This is a genomic window from Streptomyces sp. NPDC001927, assembly GCF_053594455.1.
In genome coordinates, this window is sequence record NZ_JBSFEN010000011.1 from 296,337 (window position 1) to 322,808 (window position 26,472).

Here is a 26,472-nt window from a genome sequence, read left to right on the forward strand (position 1 = left end):
GGCCGAAGACGGCCGGGGCAAAGGGGGAGGGGCGAAGGGTCATGGCCTTCGAAGAGGAGTGGGCTGCCGCCCGTGCGAGTGCCGCGCAGTCTTCGGCGATGCGCCTCAACCAGGTCGACGGGAGCCCGGTCGGCCCTGCGAGCGATGCCGCGGTTCTGGCAGTGAACTCCGACGAGCTCGGAGGCATCGGGCACGACGCGTACGGCCTCTACGGACGGCTGTCGAAGGACGGGGACCACGCCCGCCCCTCGACCTTCAACGCGGCGATCGCCTTGATGAACGGCAACTTCACCAGCGGCTCGGAGCTGCTGAAGGTCCATGACCGCTGGAACACACAGCTGCGAACTCTTCTCGACGCGTGCGCCCACATCTCCAACCATCTCGACTACACGAAGGCCAGTCACGCGAACAACGACGTCGACATCGCCGGCAACCTGACCGCGGTATCCAAGATCAGCGAGTACTTCAAGTAGTCCACGGGGGACCCGATGCTGAAGTTCGACGACGTCGTCAACGCGCCTGTCGGCAAGCTCAAGGAAGCGGTCGACGACTGGTCGGAAATGGTCGCCAAGCTGGAGAAGCTCGCCGACGACGCTCGGCTTGGCATGAAGGTGAAGTCGGACAAGGCCGACTGGCAAGGTGTCAACGCGGGCGTCACCAAGCCGTTCATCACGAAGACGGCCAAGGAGTTCGACGACGCCGCCGCTCAGGCCAAGGGCATCAAACTGCTCCTCGACGACGCGCACACGTCGTTCAAGGCCGCCAAGGACGCGCTCGTCAGGATCAAGGACGAGGAGGGCCCGGCCGCAGGCATCCATGTGGACGCCAACGGCAAGGTCAGGCCTCGTCATCCGCTGGAGGACGACGAAACGGCGCGCCACGACCCCGACTATCCGGAGGCCCTGCGCAAGCAGAAGGAGGCCGTCGCCTCCTGGCAGAGGAAGCTCGACCGGATCGTCGAGGACTGTTCCGACGCCGACGAGTCCCTGAAGCGCGCCCTCGCCGCGAACGTGAAGGACGACCACAACTTCACCGCGCCCACGTACAAGAGCCTCGACGCGGAGCAGGTCGACCGGGCGGCGGAACTCATGAAGAAGGTCACCGGGGACGGCGGCACCGCGCGCAACGTGGCCGCGCTCAGGGACCTCGAAGAGCTTCTGGACGACAACCGCACGGACCCGGAGTTCTCGGCCGGCTTCTACCGGAAGCTGGGTGCCGAGGGGACCCTGGAGGCGTACACGAGGATGTCGCTGGACTCGACCTCTCTCGGGCCCATCGGCCAGGACCGCGCGAACATGGTCCGCAACATCCAGGGCGACATGGGCGCCATGCTCGGCCTCGCCACGCAGGCGTCGACACCGAACCACCTCGACGCCACCTGGACCACACAGCTCCTGAAGGCGGGCCGCAAACAGATCGACGTCTCGGGCTACGCCGGCCTGGGCACCGAGGTGTACGGCTACCAGGCCCTGGGTTCCCTGCTCAGGGAAGGGACCTACAACAAGGAATTCCTTACCGCGGTCGGTCGCGACATGGTCGCCATGGACAAGCAGAACCCCGACATCTGGCAGCGGAACATGCCGTACGACCAGAAGATGGCCTTCAACCTCGACGAGACGGGCGGCAAGGGCTTCAACCCCCTCACCGGCCTCATGGAGGCAATGAGCCGGAATCCCGAGGCATCAGCGGCCTTCTTCGACGAACCGCTGCGTGAGGACACCAACAAGGACGGTGTCGTGACGCTGTCCGACAGCGCCATCAAGGGCAAGGACGCTCAGGGCATGGTCGAGTACATGCTCGACAAGAAGCCGACGGCGGACTATTACGACACCACCATCGGCGGAGAGTACAACCCCGGCCAGACCGCCATGGGCAACGCTCTGGAGGCGGCGGTCACCGGCCGCGAACCGGGTGACGACGACGCACCACCGGTGGAGCACACCAAGACCATGAGCAGCGTGATGGAGAAGGTCGTCGCGAAGATCGGCGCGGAACCGGAACTGGTGGCCGCGAAACTCGGCGACCCGCCCGGCCCGCTCCACGCCCTGGCTCCGCAGTTCGGCAACATGGCCGCCGAGTACATGCCCGATCTGCAGGCGACCGCGGAGAACGGGGCGAACCAGGCGAAGCCGTTCGGGGTGATGGCCGAGTTCCGCAAGGACCAGATGGCACTGTTCCTCGGCGCGGTCGGCCAGGATCCCCAGGCCTACGGTGCGATCACGAACGCCCAGCAGGCCTACACCACGGCGCTCGTCTCGGACGTCTTCCACAACCCCGAGAAGCACGGGGACACCCAGGCCGCGATCGAGAACGCCGTCCACCCGGGCGGCGAGATCGCGGGCATCATGACCGAGGCCAGGGCACAGGCCGTCCACGACACCCATGCGCACGAGACTGAGGAGTTCAACAAGGGCGTGGAGGACAACGCCATGTGGACGAACCGGATCATCGATGCTGTGGGGGGCAAGTACATCGAGATGGTCCCTGTGGGCGGCGACGTGATCATGTGGCTCAAGGAGGACATCACGGAGTCCGCCGTGGAGAAGGCGCAGGGCGACAAGGCCGGCGAGTCCCGTGTCGAGTCGGCTGAGGGCTACACCGACGCAGAAAGGGCGGCGAAGGAGGCAGCGAAATCCGCAGTGGAGGCCGCCGCCCGAGGATCCGATCTCACACCGGAACAGATCAAGGAGTACCAGGGAGCGGCCTCCACGAAGACCGCGACGGCACATTCCATCGGTCGTGACCTGATCGCCAGTTCAGCCCCGAAGGGAAGCTAGATGCGCCGAACGCTGGGCGCCCGTGCACTGGCCGCGCTGACGAGCACCCTGCTCCTCGCAGTGGCGGTCGGATGCTCCAACGGTGAGACCAAGACGGTTCCGAAGCTCCCCGAACGGCTCTGCTGGGGCGTCTTCGCCGGAGCCGAGATCGCTCCTCTCATGCCGACAGGCACGAAAGCCACGATGTCGGACGGACCCTTCGTCTTTGACGAAGACAGACTCAGCTCCGTCACATGCAACCTGTACATCGACGGTGCCGAAAGCCTGTCGGCCAGGGCGACAAGCTACAAATTCGAAGATCAGGTCGACTGGTCCCCCTGGGACAGGACCAAGCCCCAGCCCATCGATGTGGGTGAGAAGGGCATCATCTGGCCAAGCGGCGCAGGCACGCACATCGTGTGCGATCCCTCCAAGTCGCCTTCCGATCCCGGAAGGTACATCCAGATGTCTGTGGACGTGGACCGCTCCCCCGACGAGAAGAAGCTGCGCGCCGCGCTCCCGGGCCTGTTGCAGCAGTTGGTCACCTTCGCGAAGCGCGAGCTGAACTGCCCCTGAAGCACTGCGGCTCCAGGGGCCTCCGCCGCCGCTCGGTGTTGATGCCGTGCGCCCCTACACGTTCGGCGCAGCCCCCACCGCCGCCTGCGGGCGGATCGGGAGGCGGTTGATCGGGCGGCCCGTGGCCGCGCGGACCGCGGAGGCGACCGCTGCCGGGGAGGTGACGACCGGGACCGCGCTCGCCGGCTTCGCGCCGAAGGGGGCCACCACGTCGCGTTCCTCGACGAGCTTGACGAGGCGGATGTCCGGGGCGTCCAGGGACGTCGGCAGGGCGTAGCCCGTGAAGTCCGGGTGGCGCAGGAGGCCGCGGGCCGTGCGGAGGTTCTCCGTGAGGGCCGCGCCCACGCCCTGCGTGACGCCCGCCTCGATACGGGCCGACAGCTGGGCCGGGTTCAGGACGCGGCCCACGTCCTGGGCCACCGCCATCTCCACGACCCGTACCGAACCCAGCTCGATGTCCACGTCCACCACCGCGCGGATCGCGCAGAACGCCAGGCCCACGAACGCGTCGCCCTGGCCGGACTCGTCCAGGGGCTCCGTCGGGTGGGGGCGGCACTGGGCCGTGGCCCACAGTTCCTTGCCGTCCATCGCCTCGGTCACCGTGGTCGACAGGACACCGTCGTACGACGTGATCTTGCCGTCCGTGATCTGGAGCAGCTCCGTCGACATGCCGAACTTGTGGGCCAGGGGTTGCAACAACTGCGTGCGGACCATTTTCGCCGCGCGTTCCACCGCGCCGCCCGACACCCACGTGTGGCGGCCGTGCGTCGCCGGGCCCGCCGGCGGCTGGTCCGTGTCCACCGACGCGACATGGACCTCCTCGAGGCCCAGCGTCTCCTGGACGATCTGGCGCGCGAGGGTCGCGAAGCCCGAACCCGTGTCCACGGCCGCGCAGATGACCGTCGCCACGCCGTCCTGGACCTTCACCGTCGCCGTCGAGACCTCGTCCGCGCCCTCCGCGCCGAGCATGTGGACCATGCCGACCGCGTAGCCCACGCCCCGGCGCACCGCGCCCGGTTCGCCCGCGCCCTCGGGGCCGCCGGGCAGCAGCCAGTCCTCCTCCGGGGTGTCCATCGGGAGGGACGGGAGGGGGAAGTCGCGGACCGAGGACAGGAGTTCCGCCACGGGAGCCGGGCACGTCACCGTCTGGCCCGTCGGGAGGATGTCGCCCGTCGCGAGCACGTTGCGCAGCCGTACGTCCACCGGGTCCATGCCCAGCTTCGCCGCCAGCTTGTCCATCTGCGCCTCGTACGCCGCGCACACCTGCATCGCCCCCTCGCCCCGCACATGGCCGGACGGCGGGTTGTTCGTACGGACCGCCCAGCCCTCGATGAAGGCGTGCGGCACGACGTACGGGCCGCAGGCGAACGACACCGCCGCCGCCAGCGACTCCGACGAGGCGTCCGCGTACGCTCCCGCGTCCAGCAGGATCTGCGCCTCCACCTTCACCAGGCGGCCCTCCGCGTCCGCGTGGTGGCGGTAGCGCAGCAGCGTCGGGTGGCGGTGGGCGTGGCCGAGGAAGGACTCCTCGCGCGTCGCCGTGAGCTTGACCGGGCAGCCCGTGCGCAGGGCGAGGAGGCCCAGCGGGATCTGGAAGCCCGGGTCCTCACGGTCGCCGGTGGCTCCCGGGACGCCCGTCACGACCACCTTGACCTGCTCGGGCGCCAGGCCGAAGCAGGCCGCCGCCAGGTCCCGGTCGGTGTGCGGGTCGGTGGAGGCCGTGTAGATCTCGACCCCGCCGTCGGGGCGCGGCACGGCGAGGCCGGCCTCCGCGCCGATGGGGGCCGGGTCCTGCCGCCCGATCCGGTACAGGCCCTCGACCACGACCTCGCCGGTCGCGTCCGCGTCCCCGAACCGCAGCGGGATGTGCCGGATCAGGTTCCCGTCCGGGTGCAGCGCCTCGGCCGCGAACGCCTTCTCCGGGTCGGTGACCGGCTCCAGCACCTCGTACTCGACCGCGATCGCCGCCGCCGCGAGCCGCGCCGTGTCCGGGTGGTCCGCGGCCACGGCCGCGATCGCCTCACCGTGGTGGCGGACCAGGTCGGAGGCGAAGACCGGGCGGTCGGCGACCGTCCTGCCGTACGTCGCCTCGCCCGGCACGTCCGCGTGCGTCACCACGGCCCGTACGCCCGGCAGGTCCGCCGCCGCGCTCGTGTCGATCGACACGATCCGGGCGTGCGGGTGCGGCGAGCGCAGGATCGCCGCCCACAGCAGGCCCTCGGCCCACAGGTCGGAGGCGTACGGGAAGGTGCCCTCGGCCTTCGCGCGTGCGTCGGCCGACGGCAGGGAGGTGCCCAGGCCGTGCGGGGCCGCCTCCTCCGGTTCGAGGTCGAGGGCGTCGACCACCGTGGGGGTGGGTGGCGCGGTGGTCGCGTCGCTGCTCACGCCATGCCTCCGTCGTGCGGGTGGGGAATCTGGTGCGGGATGCGCGCCTCTTCGGCCGCCGCGGCCGACGCCGCCGCCTGCGCGTCGCGCTCGGCGACGACCTCGCGCACGGCGTCGAGCACGCCCCGGTAGCCCGAGCACCGGCAGAGGTTGCCGCAGAGCGCCTGGCGGGTCTCCAGCTCGGTCGGAGCGTGGTTCCCCTCGAGGAGGTCGTGGACGGTCATGGCCATGCCGGGTACGCAGTAGCCGCACTGGACGGCCCCGCAGCGCGCCAGGGCCCGCTGCACGTCCGACGGTTCGCCGTCGGTGGCCAGGCCCTCGACCGTACGCACCTCACTGCCGGCCGCCGTCGCCGCCGGCACCAGGCAGGAGGCGACGAGCCGGCCGTCGACCTGCACGTTGCACGCGCCGCACTCGCCCTGCGAGCAGCCGTCCTTGGCGCCCGCGAGGCCGAGCCGCTCGCGCAGGACGTAGAGCAGCGACTCGCCGATCCACGACTCCGTCACCGGACGGTCGGCGCCGTTCACACGCAGGGTGTACGAGATGTGCGGGTGCTCGTCGCTGTCCGCGCTGCTGCCCGTGGAGGCGGCGGGAACGGGGTCCTCCACGGCGGGGAGCGGCTCCGGCTCCTCGACCGACAGCTCCTCGACCGACAGCTCCTCGGCCGACGGCTCCTCGGACGCGGCGACCGGCTCCTCCGGCCGCTCCTCGACCGGCGCCTCCGCGGCCTCCGGCTCCTGCACCGCCCACGGCGCCGGAGCGCCGCCCGGCAGGGTCGCCGGGGCGCTGCTCGCGTACTGCGCCAGCATCGACGTCGTGTACTCGCCCGACTCCTCGGACGCGTCCGCGCCCTCCGTCACGACCGGAATCGTCCACTGACCGGTCGAGGCGGAGCCGGAGTCGGCCGGGCGGGCCTCCTCCGTGAAGTTCCACTGGCCCGTCGCGTGCGGGTCGGGCTCCCCCGCATCGGGGAAGGTCCACTCGGCCGTGGTCTGCGCGTCCGGCTGCTCGACGTGCTCCGCCGCCGTCGGCGTCTGCACCACCCACTGGCCCGTCGCCGCCGGGTCCGTCCCCGCGGCCGGGGTGAGCGGCGTCAGCGGCACGATCATCGGCGGTACGTAGCCGTGGCCCGGGGCCTCCAGCGGGACGCCGTCGAGCATGAACTCCGGGGGCAGGTGGACGAAGGCCGTGGCGTCGCCGTCGTACCCCTCGCTCTGCGGGATCGGCTCCCAGCCGCCCGCGTTCCCGTGCCCGCCCGCGTGCCCGCTCCCGCTCGCGTTCTGGTTCTCGTTCGGTTCGTTGCTCACGACAGCGCCCTCCCCAGTGCCCGTCGAGCCAGCGCGGCGACCGTGCGCCGCAGGTGCAGTACGGCAGGTGGCAGCTGCTCCTCGCCCGGCGGGTCCGGGATGCAGGCCGCCGCCACGTACTCGCCGAAGGCCGTCAGCGCCTCCGGGGCGAGGCCCCGGTCGCCGTCCCAGTCCACCAGCGAGGCGATCCAGTGCTCGGCCTCGAGCGGCCGCAGCGGCATCGGGGCGATCGCGCCGACGGCGCAGCGCACGCCGCGTCGCGCCGGGTCGAGGACGACGGCGACGGAGGCGGTGGCGCGGGCCGGCCCGGTGCGTCCGGTGGCCTTGAGGAAGACCTGCGGGGCGTGCAGGAGGGGTACGCGGACGAACGCGACCAGCTCTCCGGGGGCCAGCAGGTCGCGGCCCGCCAGCAGGTGGGAGACCGGGATCTCGCGCGTGCCGAGCGGGCCCATGACGACGAGGTCCGCCTCCAGGGCCGCCAGGACGGGCAGCGAGTCGCCCGTGGGCGCCGCCGTGACGACATTGCCGCCGAGGGTGCCCGCGTTGCGGATCTGGGGCGGCCCTGCGGCGCGTGCGGCGGCGGCCAGGGCGGGGATGAGGGCGGCGAAGTCGGGGCGGCCCATCCGGGAGTGGGTGAGGCCGGCGCCGAGGAGGGCGTGGCCGTCCTGGTACTGCCAGCCGCGGATCTCGTTGATCCGGCCGAGGCCGACCAGGCCGGCCGGCCTGAGCTGGCCCCTGTTGACGGCGGCCATCAGGTCCGTGCCGCCCGCGACCGGTACGGCGGCGGGCATGGCGGTGAGCGCCGCCACGGCCTCGTCGAGCGAGGCCGGCAACGTCACGGACTGCGCCGTCTGTGGTGCGTGCGTGGTCAACCCGCTGCCCCTTCCCGGTGTCCCCGGCGGTCCCCGACTCGTCCCCGGCTGTCGCGCCTGTGTGGCCGTACCGTACGTGCTCACAGGCTGGACGTGGCAACTCTGGCACATCTTCCGAGCCGTCCGACGCGAGGGTCCGCGAAGGACGGTTCCGTCCAGGAAGCCCCACCGGAGACGGTAACTTCCGTTTTGCCGCTCTTGGGTGACGTGGGGACGCGAGGTGCCTCACACGTTCGGGGGCGCCCCCTCGATCGGCCTGCCGAGGACCCCGGGGCGCTGCTGCCACGGGTGGGGTCCGGCGGGCGGCCGGTAGTCGACGCCGAGGGCGTCCAGGCGGCGGTAGTGGGCGGTCATCCGGCGCTCGAAGGCGGCGAAGTCCCGCTCGTCCGGCGCGGGCAGGGCGGACCAGGCGACCTCGGCGAAGGCGGCGAGGCGCGGGAACGTCTGGTAGTCGACCCGGGAGCGGTTCTCCACGACCTCGGTCCACACATTGGCCTGGGTGCCCAGGACGTGGGCGGCGGCCTCGGGGCTCAGGCCCGGCGGGACGGGCTCGAAGCGGTAGACGTCCTCCAGGGTCCGTACGAAACCGATGGGCATCGGCTCGTCCTCGCCGGGCGCCTGACGGTGGTCCAGATACACCTGCTGCTCGGGGCACATGACGACGTCGTGGCCCGCCTCTGCGGCGGTGATGCCGCCCGCGTACCCCCGCCAGGAGGAGACGGCGGCGCCGGGCGCCAGGCCGCCCTCCAGGATCTCGTCCCAGCCGATGAGGCGACGGCCCCGGTCGGCGAGCCAGCGGTCGAAGTGGCGGATGAACCAGGACTGGAGCTCGTGCTCGTCGGCGAGGCCCAGCTCCTTGATGCGGGCCTGGGCCGTCGGGGACTCCTTCCACTGGTCCTTGGGGCACTCGTCGCCGCCGACGTGGACGAAGGTGGACGGGAAGAGGTCGAGGATCTCCTCGAAGACGCCCTCGTAGAAGCGCAGGGTGGCGTCGGTGGGGGCGAGGACGTTCGGGTTGACGCCCCAGGTGTCCCAGACGGTCAGCGCGCTCGTGTCGACGACGTCGGTGTTGCCGAGTTCGGGGTAGGCGGCGATGGCGGCCTGGGAGTGGCCCGGAATGTCGATCTCGGGGACGACGGTGATGTGCCGCTCGGCGGCGTACGCGACGATCTCGCGAATGTCGTCCTGGGTGTAGAACCCGCCGTGAGGCGTCTCGTTCCACAGCGGCGAGGCCCGGTGCCCCCACTTCGTACGGGCCCGCCAGCCGCCGACCTCGGTGAGGCGCGGGTGGCGCTTGATCTCGACGCGCCAGCCCTGGTCGTCGGTGAGGTGGAAGTGGAAGACGTTCAGCTTGTGCGCGGCGATGAGGTCGAGCTGGCGCAGGACGTCGTCCTTGGGCAGGAAGTGCCGGGACACGTCGAGCATGAACCCGCGCCAGTGGAACCGGGGGGCGTCGGTGACGACTTGGTCCGGAATGCCGGGGGTGGCCTCGCGCGGCACAGGGGCACGACGGAAGGCATCCGGGCCGAGCAGTTGACGCAGCGTCTGTGCGCCCCAGAAGACGCCCGCCGCGTCGCCGCCGGTGATCTCCACGCCGAACGTCGAGGAGACGGCGAGCCGGTACGCCTCGGGGCCCAGCGAGCCGTCGACGCGCAGCCGGACGTCGTTGTGGCCTTCCTCGCCGGCGGGCGGCAGCGGCAGCCCGAACGCGGCGCCCAGGGTGGAGCGCAGCCAGCGCCCGGTGCTCTCGGTGCCCGGTCCGGCCACCAGGACGGTGTCGGCGTCGAGGTGGAAGCCGCAGGTGTGAGGGCCCTCGATCTTCGCGGGGGCCGGAATCAGGTCCATCGGATTCAGTCCTTCACCGCCCCGCCCAGTCCGGAGACCAGGCGGCGCTGTACGAGTACGAAGAAGACGAGCACCGGGATCGTCATCACGGTCGATCCCGCCATGATGCCTCCCCAGTCGTTCTCGTCCGGCTTGAAGAAGACGAGCAGCGCCATCGGGAGGGTCGACTGCGAGGTGTCGCTGATGAGGAACGACTTCGCGAACAGGAAGTCGTTCCAGGTCGAGATGAACGAGAAGACGCTCGTCGCCACAAGACCCGGGAAGACGAGCGGGAAGAGGATCTGCCAGAGGAAGCGGGTGCGGCTCGCGCCGTCGATCGCGGCCTGCTCCTCCAGCGCCTCCGGCACCGCCTTGACGAAGCCGCGGAGCATCCAGATCGCGAACGGGAGCGAGAAGGCGATGTGCGGCAGGATCAGCGAACCCAGGGTGTTGAGCTGCCCGAAGTCCCGCATCAGGAAGAACAGCGGGATGGTCAGCGCCTCGATCGGCACCATCTGGGCGACCAGGAACATGATCAGCAGCGTGGTCCGGAAGCGGAACCGGAACCGGGTGACCGCGGTCGCCGCGAGGAAGGCGATGAGCGCGGAGGCGAGGACCACCGCGCAGGCGACGGTCAGCGAGTTGAGGAAGTACCGGCCGAAGTCCTGCTGTTCGAAGACGCGCCGGAAGGAGTCGAGGGACGGGGAGAGGGTCCAGGGACGCGGCTGGGCCGACTGGATCTCGCCGGCCGGCTTGAAGGCCGAGAGGACCATCCAGTACAGCGGGAAGGCGACCACGACCGCGACGAGGAGGGCGGTGGCCTCGGCGGCGAGGCGGCCGGGCCGCCTGATGCGAAGAGTGCTCACAGTTCTTCTCCCTGACGGCGCAGCAGTCGCAGGTACACCAGCGTCACCGCGAGCAGGATCAGCAGCATGACGACGCCGATCGCCGAGCCGAGGCTGTACTGGGAGGACGCGAAGGCCTTCTGGTACGCGTACACGTTGAGGACGAGGTTCTGGCCGGCGATGCCGCCGCCGTTCGTCATGACGTAGATCTGGGTGAAGACCTTGAAGTCCCAGATGATCGACTGGATCGTGACGACGACCAGGATCGGCCGGAGCATCGGCGCCGTCACCGAGCGCCAGATCCGCCACTGCGAGGCGCCGTCGAGCGCCGCGGCCTCCAGGACCTCGCCCGGGATGGCCTTGATGCCCGCGTAGACGGTGACCATCACGAACGGGAACGAGCACCAGACGACCTCGAAGAGGACCAGGGCGAAGGCGCTGTAGCGCCCGTACGTCCAGGAGAAGTCGCCGAGCCCGAGCAGCCGGTTGACCGGGCCGAAGTCGGGGTCGAAGAGGAAGACCCAGACGGTGGAGCCGGTGACGGCCGGGGTGGCCCAGGCGCCGAGCGCGGCGAGCATGAGCGCGAGCCGTGGCAGGGCCCGTACGCGGGTCAGGAGCACCGCGAGCGCGCAGCCCACCGCGAGGGTGGTGACGACGCAGGCCGCGGCGAACAGGACCGTGGCGAGGAGAACCTGCCAGAACTGCGGGTCGCCGAAAAGGGTGGCGTAGTTGCCGAAGCCCTGGAAGGAGGTCGGCTCGCCGCCGCTGACCTGGGCCTGGGTGTACTCCAGGAAGGAGATGAGCCCGAGCTGGTAGATCGGGTAGAGCAGGAGGCCGCCGAGGACGACGAGGGCGGGGAGCAGATAGAGCCAGGGCGTCCAGCCGGACCCGCCGCGGGGGCGGCGGGGCGGGCGGCCGGTGGCCGCCGCGCCCGTGCCCTCCCCCGCCCCCGCGGTCTTCGTGGTGGTCAGGGTCATGGCGGTCAGCCCGCGGCCGCGAACGCCGCGTCCATCTTCTTCGCGGCGTCGTCGGAGGCCGCCTTCACGTCCTTACGGCCGCTGACGATCTCCTGGAACATCGTCGGCAGCACCAGCGAGGCGTCGATCTGGCCCCAGCCGGGCGAGGCGGGGACGAACTTCGTACCGGCGCCGAGGGTGTCGATGAAGGGCTTCACGAAGGGCTGCTTCTCGGCCGCCTTCGTCCGGACGTCGGTGTAGGTCGGCAGGAAGCCCATCGCGTCGAAAAGCTTGCCCTGCGTCTCCTTGCCGGCGAGGGACTTCATCAGGTCGACGGCGAGGGTCCGGTGCGAAGTGCTCTTCATCAGGCCGATGTTGTTGCCGCCGGCGAAGGCCGGGGCGATCGAGCCGGGGGTCAGGCCGGGCAGCGGGACGACGGCGTACTTGCCCTTGACGGCGCCGGCCTCGACGGCGGCGTGACTGAAGTCGCCGCCGATGGCCATGGCGGCCTTGCCGGAGGCAAAGGCGGTGACGGTGGCGTTGCCGCCCATCTGGGCGCACTTGGCGGCCGGGCAGTTGTCGTCGCCGAAGAGGGAGGTGTACGCGGTGATGCCGGTGCGGGCGGCCTCGCTGTTGATGGCGGAGGTGTACGACGCGCCGTTCTGCGTGGCGAGTTCGCCGCCGTTGGCCCAGATGAACGGCATGGCGCCGTAGGTGTAGGCGCCGCCGACGGCTATGCCGTAGAGCTCGGGCTTGGCCTTGTGGACCTTCTTCGCGGTCGCGATCAGCTCGGCCTGGGTCTTGGGGGCGGAGAGGCCGAGGTCCTTGAAGACGTCGGTGCGGTAGTAGAGCGCGCGGACGCCGACGAAGAGGGGCGCGCCGTAGACCTTGCCGTCGACGGTGACGGAGGCCTTGGCGGTGGCATCGGTGTCCTTGGCCTGGTCCCAGGCGCCGAACTCGGCGCTGATGTCGGCGAGTCCGCCGTCCTTCACGTAGCCGGCGGTGTCGGTGTTGCCGTACTCGATGAGGTCGGGCGCGGACTTCGGGTCGTTGAAGGCGGCCTTGACGCGCTGGGCGCGGGTCTCGACGGGGATGTACTCGACCTCCACCTTCGCGCCCTTGTTGCGCTGCTCGAAGGCGGCGATCGCCTCGTCGACGACCTTCTTCTTGGGCGCGTTGTCGACCTCCTGGAAGAGCCAGACGCGCAGGGTGCCGCTCTTCTCGTCGGTCGCGGCCTTGCCGTCGGAGGTCTGCGGGGCGCAGCCGGCGACGGCGAGTCCGGCGAGGACGAGGGCGGTGATGGGGAAGGCAGGAAGCTTCATGGCGGGTCCCCTCCGAGGGTGTTGCAACATACGCAACGTGCGTTTCGTGCTGCACAACACGCGTGAGGTTAGGGGCGGACCAACTCCCGGACAAGTGGTCTCAACCACTCTGTGACCGGCCGACGCACCCCGTGCAACGCCCCACCGCCACACCCCCACTTGCCCCCGGACACGCGAACGGCCCCCGGCGCCCGCACCGAAGTGCGCGCACCGGGGGCCGTCCCGACGACAGGACCCGCCCTGGACCGTCCCTCGAGGGACCGTCTCCCAGGGCCGTCCGACCTACTTCTTGTCCTTGCCGCCCTTGTCCTTGTCGCCACCACCGGCGCCCATGGATTCGTAGATCTCCTTGCACATGGGACAGACCGGGTACTTCTTGGGGTCACGCCCCGGAACCCAGACCTTCCCGCACAGCGCCACCACGGGAGTGCCGTCGAGGGCGCTCGCCATGATCTTGTCCTTCTGGACGTAGTGGGCGTAGCGCTCGTGGTCGCCGTCACCGTGGGACACCTGCGGCGTCGGCTCGACGAGGGTTCCCGTTCCTGCCCCGCGCTCGGGCTCGAGAGTGCTCATGGGAACCAAGGGTAATCAACCGCCCGCCATGGAGGCGACAGGGCTTGCATAACGGACATCGAACTGTTCGACACTCCGCCCGCGTCCAGCCACCCTCGGATTCGAGGAGGCAGGGGCCGCTGATGGGGCCCCGCTTCGCCACAGATCCAGACCTCGGGCCCGGATGTTGCGGGAGCCGTTCCGATCCGCGTGATCAACGAATCCGCAGGATCGGCAGACGAACCGGGCCTGAGAGACCCTGTTCGCCCTGTCGACGTGGCCACACTCGGCACAGGTGCGGGAGGTGTACGCCGGATCCACGTACACCACCGGCACCCCGGCACGGCGCGCCTTGTACGCGATGAACCCTCCGAGCTGAGCGAAGGCCCAGGAGTGGAACGTGGCCCGTTGGGGCCTGCGAAGCCGTACCCGCTCGCGGATGCCCGTGAGGTCCTCCAGGGCGATCCCACGACCGGTGCGTTCAGCCTCGGCCACGATCCTCTTCGCGATCTTGTGGTTGACGTCCTTCGATCGCCGCGCTTCCTTGCGCCGGCGACGGCGTGCGCGACGCTTGGCAGACTTCGTGTTCTTTCGCCGGAGCTTCTGCCTCAGCCGACGATCGCGGGCACGCAGGCGGTTCAACTGCCGCCCGGCCATGACCTCGCCGTCCGACGTGGTGGCGATGTTCACGATCCCCAGGTCCACACCGAGGAAGTCGCCCGGCTGGTCGTTGAGCTCGGCTTCGGGCACCTCGCATGTGGCGACCAGGAACCAGGCTCCGTCCCGACAGAGCAGGTCCGACTCACCTCTGCGATACAGGGCCAGCTTCCGCAACTGAGCGGGGCTCCCCGAGAACGCGACGTTCCTCAGCCGCCCGCCGATGGCCCAGATGGACACGGTGCCCTCGTCGATCCGCCAGGACAGCATGCGGTCGTCGTACGGCTGAGCCCCATCAGGGCGGAAGCCGATCGGCCGCTGCGTGGCCTGAAGGTAGCGCCGCGATGCGCGATGCCCAAGGTTGCCGACGCGCGCGCTCGCCCGCAGCGCCGCATACGCGTCGCACGTCTTCTTGATGACGTGCTGGGCAGCCTGCGCGCCCAGCCCCCACCGATCCTTCACCTGCGCGTAGGCATGCTTGCGCAGCGAGAAGTTCTTGAACTCCCCCGTCTCGAAAGCGATCTTCCCGACCCAGGACGCAGCTTCATTGCAGGCATGCAGAGTCGCCGCGAGCGCCAGCCGCTGCTCGGGCGTCGGGTCCAGCTTGACCTGCACTGTCACCTTCATCGGCGATCACGCTAGCCATCGACTCGCACACCTGGACCAGATTCGTTCAAGCACCCCACATCCAGCGACTTCCCGCTCACACGTTCGCATCGCCACGGAAAGGTCATCGGGTCAGTTGAGCGAAGGGTCGTCCGGGTACGTCGCGACGATCGCGAGGTCGCTGCGTTGGCGGCGCAGGACGTCGCGCCAGAGGGATTCCGGGCGTGGGGAGGAGACGTCGCCGGGTTCGGACTCGACCACGTACCAGGCGCCGTCGCCCAGCTCCGTCTCCAGTTGGCCCGGGCCCCAGCCCGCGTAGCCGGCGAAGATCCGCAGGGAGCCGAGGGCCGGGCCGAGGAGTTCGGGCGGGGTCTCCAGGTCGACCAGACCGATCGCGCCGAAGACCCGGCGCCAGCCCAGCGGGCCCTCGTCGCCGGGGATCACCGCCACGCCGAGCGCCGCGTCCAGGGAGACGGGCCCGCCCTGGAAGACCACGCCCGGCTCGCCCGCGAGATCGGCCCACGGGGCGAGGATGTCGCCGACCGTTATGGGCGTCGGCCTGTTGAGGACCACGCCGAGGGAGCCCTCGTCGTCGTGGTCGAGGAGGAGCACCACCGCGCGGTCGAAGTTGGGGTCGGCCAGGGCGGGGGTGGCGACGAGCAGCCGTCCTGTGAGCGAGGACACCTCGGTCATGCGACACATGATCCCGCATCTTCCGGGTTCGCGGGGGCCGAAGGGCGGACTGTGGACAGACCGGCGAGCCTCGCAGTTCAGAGGGTCGCCGACGGCCTCGTACGGACACAAACGGACGGTGACGCTCCGCAAGATCGCATGAGCGGAACGTGTTGTGCCGTATTCATTACATCTGTGAGGCCCCCTTGGACTTCCAAGACGGGGGTACGCGAGCCTTACCCTTTTCCCTGGCCCCTTGCCCGACCTCTCCGGAACGCGAGATTCATGACCGGCACAGACGATGTACTGCTTGTCCACGGCGGAACCCCGCTGGAGGGCGAGATCCGCGTCCGCGGCGCGAAGAACCTCGTGCCCAAGGCGATGGTCGCCGCCCTGCTCGGCAGCGGCCCGAGCCGGCTGCGCAATGTGCCCGACATCCGTGACGTCCGCGTGGTCCGCGGACTCCTCCAGCTGCACGGGGTGACGGTCCGCCCCGGCGAGGAGCCGGGCGAGCTCGTCCTCGACCCGACGCACGTCGAGTCCGCCAACGTGGCTGACATCGATGCCCACGCCGGTTCGTCGCGGATCCCGATCCTCTTCTGCGGCCCGCTGCTGCACCGCCTCGGCCACGCCTTCATCCCGGGCCTGGGCGGCTGCGACATCGGCGGCCGGCCGATCGACTTCCACTTCGACGTGCTGCGCCAGTTCGGCGCGACGATCGAGAAGCGGGCCGACGGTCAGTACCTGGAGGCCCCGCAGCGGCTGCGCGGCACCAAGATCCGGCTGCCGTACCCCTCGGTCGGCTCGACCGAGCAGGTGCTGCTGACCGCCGTCCTGGCGGAGGGCGTCACCGAGCTCTCCAACGCGGCCGTGGAGCCCGAGATCGAGGACCTGATCTGCGTTCTGCAGAAGATGGGCGCGATCATCTCCATGGACACCGACCGGACCATCCGGATCACCGGTGTCGACAAGCTCGACGGCTACAACCACCGCGCGCTCCCGGACCGCCTGGAGGCGGCTTCCTGGGCGTCGGCGGCGCTGGCGACCGAGGGCAACATCTACGTCCGCGGCGCGCAGCAGCGGTCGATGATGACCTTCCTCAACACGTACCGGAAGGTGGGTGGCGCCTTCGAGATCGACGACGAGGGCATCCGCTTCTGGCACCCGGGCGGCTCGCTCAACGCGATCGCCCTGGAGACGGACGTGCACCCCGGTTTCCAGACCGACTGGCAGCAGCCGCTGGTGGTGGCCCTGACGCAGGCCGCCGGCCTCTCCATCGTCCACGAGACGGTGTACGAGTCCCGGCTCGGCTTCACCTCGGCGCTGAACCAGATGGGCGCGCACATCCAGCTGTACCGCGAGTGCCTGGGCGGCTCGGACTGCCGCTTCGGCCAGCGCAACTTCCTGCACTCGGCGGTCGTGTCGGGCCCGACGAAGCTCCAGGGCGCCGACCTGGTCATCCCGGACCTCCGCGGCGGCTTCTCGTACCTGATCGCGGCGCTCGCGGCCCAGGGCACGTCCCGGGTGCACGGCATCGACCTGATCAACCGCGGCTACGAGAACTTCATGGAGAAGCTCGTCGAGCTGGGCGCGAAGGTCGAGCTTCCGGGCAGCGCGCTCGTGTAGCGCGCGTACGAGGGCAAACAGAAGGGCGGCCACCCCCTGGAGGGGTGGCCGCCCTTCTGTCGCTTCAGGCCCGCTTCCAGGCCCTTGGCGCCTTACTTGCCCTTGGCGGCTTCCTTGAGCTTCGAGCCCGCGGAGACCTTCACGCTGTAGCCGGCCGGGATGTTGATCGGGTCGCCGGTCTGCGGGTTACGAGCGGTGCGAGCGGCACGGTGGGTGCGCTCGAAGGTCAGGAAGCCGGGGATGGTGACCTTCTCGTCGCCCTTGGCGACGATCTCGCCGACGGTCTCGGCGAGAGCGGCCAGCACGGCGTCGGCGTCCTTGCGGGTCACCTCGGCGCGGTCGGCCAGGGCGGCCACCAGCTCACTGCGGTTCATGTTGTTACTCCCGTGTTCTTCTTGCCTGTGAGGCGTGAGATCGATGCCGATGCTGCCAGGGCCCTCGGACAGTCCCCGGACCCGGGTCTGCTGACAGACCCTCGCGCCCGAATAGGCATCCTGCCCCCACCAGCGGCGGGAACGCCAATCCGGCACCCTCTGGGGTCACACGAAAAGCGCCACGGCCACTGGCATGGTGACGTTCCGTCGACTCCGCCGAAACTCTTTGGAGCCGAAGGGCCACCCTAAAGGCGGGTTTGGGACACCGCGACCCGCGACGCGCCGTAGGCGGGTGGGCAGCCCGGCGCACGGCAGGGCGGACAGCCGGGCGGACGTGGAGCCGGTCACGCCCCCACGCCGCCCCACAAGCCCCGGCCAGGGCCCCGCCGGAGCCCTTCAGAGCCCCCGTCAGGGCCCGTACCAGAGCCCCCGCCAGAGCCCCCTCAGAGCCCGTTCGACCCGTTGTCGGCGCCCGCGCCCGCCGCCTTCGCCGCGGTGCGGACGGCGCCGGCCACCGCGCCCGCGACCTTGTCGTTGAAGACCGACGGGATGATGTAGTTCGGGTTCAGCTCGCCCTCGGTGACGACGTCGGCGAGCGCCGCGGCGGCCGCCAGCATCATCTCCGTGTTGACCGTGCGGGACTGGGCGTCGAGGAGACCGCGGAAGACACCCGGGAAGACCAGCACGTTGTTGATCTGGTTGGGGAAGTCCGAGCGGCCGGTGGCCACGACGGCCGCCGTCTGACGGGCGATCGCCGGGTCCACCTCGGGGTCCGGATTCGCGAGCGCGAACACGATCGCGTCGTCCGCCATGGCGGCGACGTCGTCCGCGCCGAGCACGTTCGGGGCCGAGACGCCGATGAAGACGTCCGCGCCGACGACGGCCTGCTTGAGGGTGCCGGTGACGCCCTCGGGGTTGGTGTTGTCGGCGATCCAGCGCAGCGGGGTGCCCGGGGCGGCCTCGACCAGGTCCTCGCGGCCCGCGTGCACGACACCGTGGATGTCGGCGACGACGGCGTGCTTGACGCCCGCCGCGATGAGCAGCTTCAGGATGGCCGTACCGGCCGCGCCCGCACCGGACATGACGACCCGTACGTCACCGATGCCCTTGCCCACCACGCGCAGGGCGTTGGTGAGGGCGGCGAGGACGACGATCGCGGTGCCGTGCTGGTCGTCGTGGAAGACCGGGATGTCGAGGGCCTCGCGCAGCCGCGCCTCGATCTCGAAGCAGCGGGGCGCGGAGATGTCCTCGAGGTTGATGCCCGCGAAGCCGGGGGCGATCGCCTTGACGATCTCGACGATGGCGTCGGTGTCCTGCGTGTCCAGGCAGATCGGCCAGGCGTCGATGCCGGCGAAGCGCTTGAAGAGGGCCGCCTTGCCCTCCATGACGGGCAGCGCGGCCATCGGGCCGATGTTGCCGAGGCCGAGGACGGCGGAGCCGTCCGTCACGACTGCGACGGAGTTGCGCTTGATGGTGAGGCGGCGGGCGTCCTCGGGGTTCTCGGCGATCGCCATGCACACGCGGGCCACGCCCGGGGTGTAGATCATGGAGAGGTCGTCACGGTTGCGGATGGGGTGCTTGGACGCCATCTCGATCTTGCCGCCGAGGTGCATCAGGAACGTACGGTCGGAGACCTTGCCGAGGGTGACGCCCTCGATGGTGCGCAGCTGCGCCACGATCTCGTCGGCGTGCGCGGTGGAGGTCGCGGCGATGGTGACGTCGATCCGGAGCTTCTCGTGGCCGGAGGCGGTCACGTCGAGGCCGGTGACGGAACCGCCGTGGGACTCCACCGCCGTGGTGAGCTGGGAGACCGCGGTTCCGCTGGCGGGAACCTCCAGCCGGACCGTCATCGAGTACGAGACGCTGGGCGCCGTTGCCATGGCCGAGTTCCTCTGCTTTCCCTTAGCTTCGTTGCTACGCCGCCCGGGCTGGTCGCCCGGCGGCGCCCTCCGATCGTCGCACCTACCCGCCGGTAGCAGGTAATGCGGTCATTTCGTTTTCGGAAAGTAGTTTCCACCATACGAGAACCTGCGGGGAAACAGAAGAGGTCCGCGTCACCCGTGGGTGACGCGGACCTCTTCTGTATGTACGTACAAGATGGCACCGACCCGCCATGCTCGCCTCGCGGCAAGTGGTCCCTCTAAGGGACGAAGGTTGGGCCCGGGGGCTTGGATCGAGCCGGTGCCATAGACAGGCTAACAAACCACTCTGGTAAGTGATTCCTGCGACGCAGGTTGACCTGAAATCAGTCCCTGAGCAGGTCTGGGACCCCCGCCTCGTCCGGCACGTCGCGGGCGCCCGAGACCACCGTCAGTTGCTGGGTGGCGCGGGTCAGCGCCACGTACAGGACCCGCAGGCCGGCCGGGGACTCGTCCGCGATCTCCGCGGGCGAGACCACCACCGTGGCGTCGTACTCCAGGCCCTTCGCCTCCAGCGAGCCCAGCGCCACCACCCGGTCGCCGAGCTCGGCCAGCCAGCCCGCGGCCTGCTCGCGGCGGTTCATGGCGACCACGACGCCGACCGTGCCGTCCACCCGTTCGAGCAGCCGGCGGGCCTCCGCCCGTACGGTTTCGGCCAGATCGTCCTTGCTCGGCAGCGCCACGAACCGGGGCTCCACGCCCGTCGAGCGGACCGCGCGCGGCGACTCCTTGCCGGGCATGGCGAGGGCGAGCACCTTGGCGGCCAGTTCGGCGATCTCGGCGGGGTTGCGGTAGTTCACGGTCAGCTCGAAGCGGCGGCGCGGGCGACTGCCGAGCGCCTCGTCGCGGGCCTCCGCGGCCTCGTCCGGGCTCGACCAGGAGGACTGCGCCGGGTCGCCGACCACCGTCCAGGTCGCGGTGCGCCCGCGCCGGCCGACCATCCGCCACTGCATGGGCGTCAGGTCCTGGGCCTCGTCGACGATGACGTGCGCGTACTCGGTGCGCTCCGCCGCGAGCCGCTCGGCCCGCTCGCGCTGCGTCTCCTCCCGTACGGGCATGAGCTCCTCCAGGCCCGTCAGCTGGTCCAGCGGGTCGTACTCCCGCTTCTTGCGCGGCCTGGCCGGGGAGCCGAGGAGGGTGTGCAGCTCGTCCAGGAGCGCCACGTCGTGCACGGAGAGGCCCTCGCGGCGCAGCGAGCGGGCGAGCCGGCGGATCTCGCCCTGGTTGAGGACGCGCCGGGCCCAGCGGCCGAGGCGCTTCTCGTCGCCCATCGCGTCGAGGACCTGGCGCGGGGTCAGCTCGGGCCACCAGGCGTCGAGGAAGCCGAGGAAGGCGTCCTCGGTGGAGATGTCCTCGTCGAAGGAGGAGCGCAGCTCGGCGGCGAGCTCGGGGTCGCTGTGCCGCCCGGCCGCGCCGGACTTGGCGTACAGGGCGTCGAGCAGCAGCTTGCGGGCGCGTGGGCGCAGCAGGTTGACGGGCGCGGAGCCGCCGAGCACGTTGTGCCGGATCCGCTGGAGCTCGTCGGCCTCCAGCTCCAGACGGCGCCCGAAGGCGACGACCCGGAGGCGGCTGGGCGTGCCGACGGGCGCGGGCGCCTCCTCGTCGTCCAGGGCGAGCTGGGCCTGCGGCGCGGGGGCCGGGCTCTCCAGGGCCCCGCGGGCGGCCTTGCGGAGCACGGCGAGCATGCGGGAGGAGCCCTTGACGCGGGCGACGGCCGGTTCGTCGTACGTGGTGGCCTCCGCGCCGTCCACGAGCGAGCCGAGCGCGCGGATGGCGACCTGCCCCTCCTCGCCGAGTGAGGGCAGCACGCCCTCGGTGTACGAGACGAGCAGCGGCGTCGGGGAGACGATCAGGATGCCGCCCGCGTACCGGCGCCGGTCCTGGTAGAGCAGGTAGGCCGCCCGGTGCAGGGCGACCGCCGTCTTGCCGGTGCCCGGGCCGCCCTCGACGTACGTGACGGAGGCGGCGGGCGCGCGGATGACCAGGTCCTGCTCGGCCTGGATGGAGGAGACGATGTCGCGCATGGTGTGGCTGCGGGCCTGGCCGAGCGCGGCCATCAGGGCGCCGTCGCCGATCACCGGCAGCGCGTTCCCGTCGAGGGTCGCCGTCAGCTCCGGGCGCATGAGGTCGTCCTCGACGCCGAGGACCTTGCGGCCCTTGGAGCGGATGACCCGGCGCCGCACCACGCGGCCGGGGTCGACCGGCGTGGAGCGGTAGAAGGGCGCGGCGGCCGGGGCCCGCCAGTCGATGACGAGCGGGGCGTAGTCGGAGTCCAGGACGCCGATCCGGCCGATGTGGAGGGTCTCGCCGATCTCGGCCGTGTTGTCCGGCCGCACGGCGTCCTCGGCGGGCTCCACGGAGGTGTACGCGCCGTCGGGGCCCTTCTTGCCGTCCTTGCCGTACAGCAGGTCGATCCGGCCGAAGAGGAAGTCCTCGAACTCGTTGTTGAGCCGGTTGAGGTGCACACCGGCCCGGAACACCTGGGCGTCCCGCTCCGCGAGCGCGCCGGGGGTGCCGACCTGGCCGCGTTTGGCGGCGTCGTTCATCAGGAACTCCGCCTCGTGGATCTTCTCCTCGAGGCGGCGGTAGACCTTGTCCAGATGTTCCTGCTCGACACCGATCTCACGGTCCCGGACCGTGTCGGTGGCGTCCATGGCGGCGTCCATGGCCTCCACGGCTTCCTGCGCGGCCACTGAGGCCCCCTTCTGACGTGCTGGGCAGCCGTCGAGCGTACGCCACAGGGGGGCAAAATGTCAGGCCTCGACCTCCACGAGGCGTTCGCCGTCGAAGGTCCGTACTTCGAAGTGGTCGATGTCGGCACGGTCCATGGCCGCGCCGCCGTGGACGTAGAGCGGGTTCTTGGCGGACTCCTGGGTGGCGCCGGGTATGCCGTACCCCCACTTCGGCACGCCCCAGGAGGTCACGACCTCCTCCTCGCCGCTCTTGGAGACGGCGACGAGCCGGCACTTCAGGGGGCCCTTGACGTTCTTGAGCTCCAGGACCGTGTGGGTGCCCCAGCCCTTCTTCTCCAGGCCGACGGTGGCGCTGACCTTGGTCTTCGGGTCGGTGGCCTGGATCTTCTCCTCCATGTGGTTGAAGAAGGCGTCCTCGGCGGGGCTGGTGGGGTGCGGTTCGATCGCCACGTGGTCCGTACCGCCGTCGGAGGTGGCGACGACGGCGACGGCGGGACCGCCGACGACCAGGATCGCGGCGGCCGCGACGAGGTAGAAGGAGCGGCGGCGCGAGCGGGCGCGCTTGGCACCGACCTCGTCGATGAGCCGGTCGAGCAGCTCGGGCGCGGGAGCGACGGCGATCGGGGCCGACTTCGCGTGACCGCGCCGCGGGCGGGGCAGGGGCGGGCCGGGCACCGCGGTCGGCGCGGACGGCGGCCGGGGCGCGAAGGCGTCGAAGACGTCCTCGGCGTACGGGTCGGACGCCCCCGGCGGGCGGGGCGCGCGCCGGGCGGCCTCGTCGTCCGCCAGCATGGCGAGCATCGGCTCCATTCCGGCGAACTCCTCCATGTGCGCGGCGCACACATCGCAGTCCACCAGGTGCGCCTCGAAGGCGGCGGCGTCGACGTCGTCCAGGATGCCCAGCACGTACGCGCCCGCCGCGTCGTGCGGCGGTGTCATGTCGTTGCTCATGCCGATACCCCCCTCTCCTCCAGCGCGAGCTTCATCGAACGCAGTGCGTAGAAAACCCGGGAACGCACGGTCCCTGCGGGTATGCCGAGAGTCTCGGCCGCCTCGTTGACCGTACGCCCCTTGAAGTAGGTCTCGACCAGTACTTCCCGGTGGGCGGGGGTCAGATCCTCGAGCGCGTCAGAGAGCGTCATCAGCCACAGAGCCTTGTCGATCTCGTCCTCCGCGGGCAGGACCTCGAGCGGTGACGGATCGACCTCCTGCGGCCGGGCCTGCCGGCTGCGGTGACCGTCGATGACGATGCGCCGGGCAACCGTCACCAGCCAAGGTCGAACGGAGCCGGTCGCCCGGTTGAGCGCGCCGGCGTTCTTCCAGGCACGGATGAGCGTCTCCTGCACGACGTCCTCGGCACGCTGGCGGTCGCCGGCGACGAGACGGAGTACGTAGGCGAGCAGGGGACCGGCATGTTCGCGGTAAAGAGCACGCATCAACTCCTCGTCGGGGACGTCGGGGCTGACCCGCGACGTCTCGCTGCGATGCCGGGCCCGATGCGGACGTTCATCGGCCACGGCCGCATCCTTGCGCACCTGAACCTCCCCGGTCGAGTCCCTCTTGTCGTGCAGGGGTACGGAGCGGGGTGCGGGTTCGACTCAACGGCGCGCGAAGTTTTTTTCGGGAGGTCGCGCGGGGCGCTCAGGCGGGTGCATCGGCCCGCCGGGCTGCCCGATGCCGGGCAACGCGCTCGCGGTTGCCGCAGGCCTCGCTGGAGCACCAGCGGCGGCGGCGCCCGCGCGAGGTGTCGAGGTAGCAGCGGCGGCAGTCGTCGCGCTCGCAACGGCGCAGCAGGGCGCGGGCGGTCGGGTCGGTGAGCAGGTCGACGGCGTCCCTGGCGACGGCGGCGAGCAGGGCCCGGCAGTCGGGTTCGGCGTCCAGGGCCCGTACGAGCCCGCCGGTTTCGGTGCGTACGGCGCGGGGCGCGGGCGGCGCGGAGGCGGCGGCGAGCACGTTGAGCCGCTCCAGGGCCCGGTCGGCGGCGCGCCGGCCGTCGAGCTGGGCGTGCGCCAGCTCGCCGACGCAGTCGCGCAGTTCGCGGAAGCGCACGACCCAGACGACGTCGATCCCGCGGAGCGGGGTGGCGGCGGGGACGAGTCCGGTGGTCCGCAGGAAGTGGTCGAGCGCCCGGGGATCACGGAGCGGTTGGGCGGCCAGGTCCAGGCTGATCCGGCCGGAGTCGAACCGTACGGTCATGCCCCTGTCACCACCTCACGATCGGAAGCAGTCGTCCCGACCAGAGTGCCCAGCCGGGGCGGGTCCGGCTAGCCCTGTGGCGGGGACTCGTCGTGGAGGATCCGTTGGAAGAGGTGGTGATCGCGCCACTCCCCGTCGATGTGCAGATAGCGGGGCGCCGTCCCGATCCGCTCGAACCCGCTCTTGGCGAGGACGCGTTGGGAGGCGTGGTTGGCGAGGACCGTGCCGGCCTCGATCCGGTGCAGGCCGAGCTCCTCGCGGGCCGCCCGGCATACCTCCTCGACGAGCCGGGTGGCGAGGCCCTGCCCGGTGCACCGGGCGTCGACCCAGTAACCGAGGGAGGCGCTGCGGAAGGGCCCGAGGGCGATCCCGGAGAGCGTGGCGGCGGCGACGATCTCGTCCCCGTCCACCGCGAACCACCGCCGCCCACCGTCCCCGAGCCGCGCCGCCTGCCCCTCGGCGGTGTAGTACGCCTCGCTCCGGTACGGCTCCCAGGGCCGCATGTGCGCGCGGTTGCGCGACAGCGCGGCCGCGAGGGCGGGGGCGTCGGCGGCGGTGGCCGGGCGGAGGGAGATCACCGGACCACGGTAGACGCTCGCGCATGGAACCTGGACGGGCATCCATGGATCCTTTCGCCCGGGGCGACTTGACTGACGTTCATGACGAACAACAGGGGCGGTAAGGCGGCCGGGGCGGTTCTGACGGCGGCGACGGTGGCGACGGGACTGGTCGCGGGGGTGTGGTTCGCGTACGTGTGCTCGGTGATGCCGGCACTGGGGCGCGCGGACGACCGGGTCTTCGTCGAGGTGATGCGGAACGTCAACGACGTGATCCAGAACCCGGTCTTCTTCACCCCGTTCTTCGGGGCGCTGATCCTGACGGCGGTGGCGGCGTGGCAGCTGCGCGGAACGGCTGCGAAGGGCTGGGTGCTCGCGGCGCTGGTCCTCTACGCGGCCGTGTTCGTGGTCACCTCTGCGGTGAACGTCCCGCTCAACGACGCCCTCGCGGCGGCCACCGATCCGGTGCGGGCCCGCGCGGAGTTCGAGTCCCCGTGGGTGGCCTGGAACCTCGTCCGGGCGGTCCTGACGACGGCGGGTTTCGCCTGCCTGCTGCGGGCGCTTTCGGTCAGGGGACGCTGACGGTGCGCCGCGCCCCCGCCCTACCCCTACCCGTCGTACTTCGTCTCCGCCACCGGGTCCACGGCCAGCCGGTAGCCGCGCTTGACGACCGTCTGGATCAGCTTCGGGGTGCCGAGGGCCGTGCGGAGCCGGGCCATCGCCGTCTCCACCGCGTGCTCGTCCCGGCCCGCGCCGGGCAGGGCGCGGAGCAGGTCGGGGCGGGAGACCACCCAGCCGGGGCGCCGGGCCAGGGCCGCGAGCAGGGCCATCCCGGCCGGCGGGACCGGGCGCAGCAGGCCGTCGACGAGGACCGCGTGGCCGCGGATCTCGATCCGGTGCCCGGCCACCGGCAGGCTGCGCGCCCGGGCGGGCAGTTCCTGGCAGAGCACCTGGACCAGCGGGCCGAGCCGGAAGCGCTCCGGCTGGAGGGTGTCGATGCCGTGCGCCTGGAGCGGCAGCGCGGTCACCGGCCCCACGCACACGGCGAGCACGTCGTGCCGCAGCGCTTCGAGGAGTTCGGGCAGCGCGCCCCGGTGCTCCGCCCGGGACAGCAGCGAGGCCGCGGCGGGCGCGCTGGTGAAGGTCACCGCGTCGAGCGCGCCCGTCAGGACCCCGTCCAGGAGCCGGTCGAGGGGGCCGATGTCCTCGGGCGGCATCCACCGGTAGACCGGTACGCCGACGACCTCCGCGCCGCCCGCCGTCAGGGCCTCCACGAACCCCGGCAGCGGCTCCCCGTGCAACTGGAGCGCGATCCGCCGCCCGGCCACCCCCTCGGCGAGCAGCCGGTCGAGGACCTCGGCCATGGACTCGGACGACGGCGACCACGACTCGGTGAGCCCCGCCGCCCGGACCGCGCCCTTGACCTTGGGGCCGCGGGCGAGCAGCTCCACGCCCCGTAGGCAGTCGAGGAGTTCCTCGCCGTGGCCCCAGCCGTCGGCGGCCTCGACCCAGCCCCGGAAGCCGATCGCCGTCGTGGCGACGACGACGTCCGGGGCGTGGTCGATGAGTTCCTTGGTCGCGGCGAGCAGTTCCGTGTCGTCCGCGAGCGGCACGATCCGCAGCGCGGGGCCGTGTGTCACGGCCGCGCCCCGGCGGCGCAGCAGCGCGCCGAGTTCGTCCGCGCGCCGTGCCGCGGTGACCCCCACGGTGAACCCCGCGAGGGGTCCCTGCTCTTGCTCGTCCATGAGAGCCGAGCCTGACGGCGATGCGTGACGGA

Annotated in this window: 23 protein-coding genes; 5 read left to right on the forward strand and 18 right to left on the reverse strand. The window is 71.1% G+C overall.

The features are described 5' to 3' along the window. Window positions 1-41: 41 nt before the first annotated feature. From ACWCO8_RS29220 to ACWCO8_RS29230, 3 genes are read left to right on the forward strand one after another with little or no spacing between them, the layout of a single operon-like run. Window positions 42-473 (forward strand): hypothetical protein, encoded by a 432-nt coding sequence (locus ACWCO8_RS29220; RefSeq protein ID WP_451034767.1) that lies wholly within the window; start codon window positions 42-44, stop codon window positions 471-473. 15 nt (window positions 474-488) lie between these two features. Next, entirely contained in the window at window positions 489-2,777 is a 2,289-nt protein-coding gene (locus ACWCO8_RS29225) for a DUF6571 family protein (protein ID WP_451034768.1), read from the forward strand. Next, complete coding sequence (locus ACWCO8_RS29230; RefSeq protein WP_451034769.1) at window positions 2,778-3,332, forward strand: hypothetical protein; 555 nt, start codon at window positions 2,778-2,780, stop codon at window positions 3,330-3,332. Window positions 3,333-3,386: 54 nt separating this feature from the next. On the opposite strand, the gene ACWCO8_RS29235 is transcribed toward ACWCO8_RS29230, so the two are convergent. The 10 genes from ACWCO8_RS29235 to ACWCO8_RS29280 all read right to left on the reverse strand — a co-directional run bounded on the left by ACWCO8_RS29235 (window position 3,387) and on the right by ACWCO8_RS29280 (window position 15,351). Beyond that, the gene (locus ACWCO8_RS29235) at window positions 3,387-5,717 is read right to left on the reverse strand and encodes a xanthine dehydrogenase family protein molybdopterin-binding subunit (protein WP_451034770.1); all 2,331 of its coding nucleotides are present in this window, start codon (window positions 5,715-5,717) and stop codon (window positions 3,387-3,389) included. Then, a complete protein-coding gene (locus tag ACWCO8_RS29240; protein ID WP_451034771.1) occupies window positions 5,714-7,024 on the reverse strand; it encodes a 2Fe-2S iron-sulfur cluster-binding protein in 1,311 nt (436 codons plus the stop codon). The genes ACWCO8_RS29235 and ACWCO8_RS29240 overlap by 4 nt, the downstream gene beginning before the upstream one ends. Continuing rightward, window positions 7,021-7,896: an FAD binding domain-containing protein gene (locus ACWCO8_RS29245; RefSeq protein ID WP_362011855.1), complete on the reverse strand. Its 876-nt coding sequence runs from the start codon at window positions 7,894-7,896 to the stop codon at window positions 7,021-7,023. The genes ACWCO8_RS29240 and ACWCO8_RS29245 overlap by 4 nt, the downstream gene beginning before the upstream one ends. A 225-nt stretch (window positions 7,897-8,121) precedes the next feature. After that, window positions 8,122-9,741 carry a beta-N-acetylhexosaminidase gene (locus ACWCO8_RS29250; protein WP_451034772.1) on the reverse strand — a complete coding sequence of 540 codons (1,620 nt, stop codon included), beginning with the start codon at window positions 9,739-9,741 and terminating at the stop codon, window positions 8,122-8,124. A gap of 5 nt (window positions 9,742-9,746) precedes the next feature. Continuing rightward, on the reverse strand, window positions 9,747-10,586 hold the full coding sequence (locus ACWCO8_RS29255; protein ID WP_362011858.1) for a carbohydrate ABC transporter permease: 840 nt from the start codon (window positions 10,584-10,586) through the stop codon (window positions 9,747-9,749). Beyond that, entirely contained in the window at window positions 10,583-11,542 is a 960-nt protein-coding gene (locus ACWCO8_RS29260; RefSeq protein ID WP_451034773.1) for a carbohydrate ABC transporter permease, read from the reverse strand. The genes ACWCO8_RS29255 and ACWCO8_RS29260 overlap by 4 nt, the downstream gene beginning before the upstream one ends. A gap of 5 nt (window positions 11,543-11,547) precedes the next feature. Further along, complete coding sequence (locus tag ACWCO8_RS29265) at window positions 11,548-12,843, reverse strand: extracellular solute-binding protein (RefSeq protein WP_451034774.1); 1,296 nt, start codon at window positions 12,841-12,843, stop codon at window positions 11,548-11,550. Between the two features lie 282 nt (window positions 12,844-13,125). Further along, window positions 13,126-13,416, reverse strand: a complete 291-nt coding sequence (locus tag ACWCO8_RS29270) for a DUF3039 domain-containing protein (RefSeq protein WP_318106551.1) — start codon at window positions 13,414-13,416, stop codon at window positions 13,126-13,128. Window positions 13,417-13,431: 15 nt separating this feature from the next. Further along, the gene (locus tag ACWCO8_RS29275) at window positions 13,432-14,679 is read right to left on the reverse strand and encodes an RNA-guided endonuclease InsQ/TnpB family protein (RefSeq protein WP_451034775.1); all 1,248 of its coding nucleotides are present in this window, start codon (window positions 14,677-14,679) and stop codon (window positions 13,432-13,434) included. Between the two features lie 111 nt (window positions 14,680-14,790). Further along, window positions 14,791-15,351 carry a YqgE/AlgH family protein gene (locus ACWCO8_RS29280; protein WP_362011868.1) on the reverse strand — a complete coding sequence of 187 codons (561 nt, stop codon included), beginning with the start codon at window positions 15,349-15,351 and terminating at the stop codon, window positions 14,791-14,793. 264 nt (window positions 15,352-15,615) lie between these two features. On the opposite strand from ACWCO8_RS29280, the gene murA reads away from it, so the two are divergent. Further along, complete coding sequence (gene murA / locus ACWCO8_RS29285) at window positions 15,616-16,956, forward strand: UDP-N-acetylglucosamine 1-carboxyvinyltransferase (RefSeq protein WP_362011870.1); 1,341 nt, start codon at window positions 15,616-15,618, stop codon at window positions 16,954-16,956. Window positions 16,957-17,048: 92 nt separating this feature from the next. Here murA and ACWCO8_RS29290 read toward each other — a convergent pair whose 3' ends face one another. The 7 genes from ACWCO8_RS29290 to ACWCO8_RS29320 form a co-directional block, all read right to left on the reverse strand. Next, window positions 17,049-17,330, reverse strand: a complete 282-nt coding sequence (locus ACWCO8_RS29290) for an HU family DNA-binding protein (protein ID WP_003968811.1) — start codon at window positions 17,328-17,330, stop codon at window positions 17,049-17,051. Window positions 17,331-17,773: 443 nt separating this feature from the next. Beyond that, the gene (locus ACWCO8_RS29295) at window positions 17,774-19,210 is read right to left on the reverse strand and encodes a malic enzyme-like NAD(P)-binding protein (protein ID WP_451034776.1); all 1,437 of its coding nucleotides are present in this window, start codon (window positions 19,208-19,210) and stop codon (window positions 17,774-17,776) included. 365 nt (window positions 19,211-19,575) lie between these two features. Next, on the reverse strand, window positions 19,576-21,915 hold the full coding sequence (locus tag ACWCO8_RS29300) for a HelD family protein (protein WP_451034824.1): 2,340 nt from the start codon (window positions 21,913-21,915) through the stop codon (window positions 19,576-19,578). Between the two features lie 87 nt (window positions 21,916-22,002). Beyond that, window positions 22,003-22,893, reverse strand: coding sequence for an anti-sigma factor family protein (locus ACWCO8_RS29305; RefSeq protein ID WP_451034777.1), 891 nt, complete (start codon window positions 22,891-22,893; stop codon window positions 22,003-22,005). Then, window positions 22,890-23,477: a sigma-70 family RNA polymerase sigma factor gene (locus ACWCO8_RS29310; RefSeq protein WP_362011878.1), complete on the reverse strand. Its 588-nt coding sequence runs from the start codon at window positions 23,475-23,477 to the stop codon at window positions 22,890-22,892. Before ACWCO8_RS29310 ends, ACWCO8_RS29305 begins: the two co-directional genes overlap by 4 nt. Before the next feature lie 106 nt (window positions 23,478-23,583). Beyond that, a complete protein-coding gene (locus ACWCO8_RS29315; protein WP_451034778.1) occupies window positions 23,584-24,138 on the reverse strand; it encodes an ABATE domain-containing protein in 555 nt (184 codons plus the stop codon). 68 nt (window positions 24,139-24,206) lie between these two features. Continuing rightward, window positions 24,207-24,758, reverse strand: coding sequence for a GNAT family N-acetyltransferase (locus ACWCO8_RS29320; RefSeq protein WP_451034779.1), 552 nt, complete (start codon window positions 24,756-24,758; stop codon window positions 24,207-24,209). A 39-nt stretch (window positions 24,759-24,797) separates the two neighbouring features. On the opposite strand from ACWCO8_RS29320, the gene ACWCO8_RS29325 reads away from it, so the two are divergent. After that, window positions 24,798-25,277, forward strand: coding sequence for an anthrone oxygenase family protein (locus ACWCO8_RS29325; protein ID WP_451034780.1), 480 nt, complete (start codon window positions 24,798-24,800; stop codon window positions 25,275-25,277). A 26-nt stretch (window positions 25,278-25,303) separates the two neighbouring features. Here the strand turns inward: ACWCO8_RS29325 and ACWCO8_RS29330 are convergent, their stop codons facing one another. After that, window positions 25,304-26,440 carry a uroporphyrinogen-III synthase gene (locus ACWCO8_RS29330; protein WP_451034781.1) on the reverse strand — a complete coding sequence of 379 codons (1,137 nt, stop codon included), beginning with the start codon at window positions 26,438-26,440 and terminating at the stop codon, window positions 25,304-25,306. Between the last annotated feature and the right edge of the window lie 32 nt (window positions 26,441-26,472).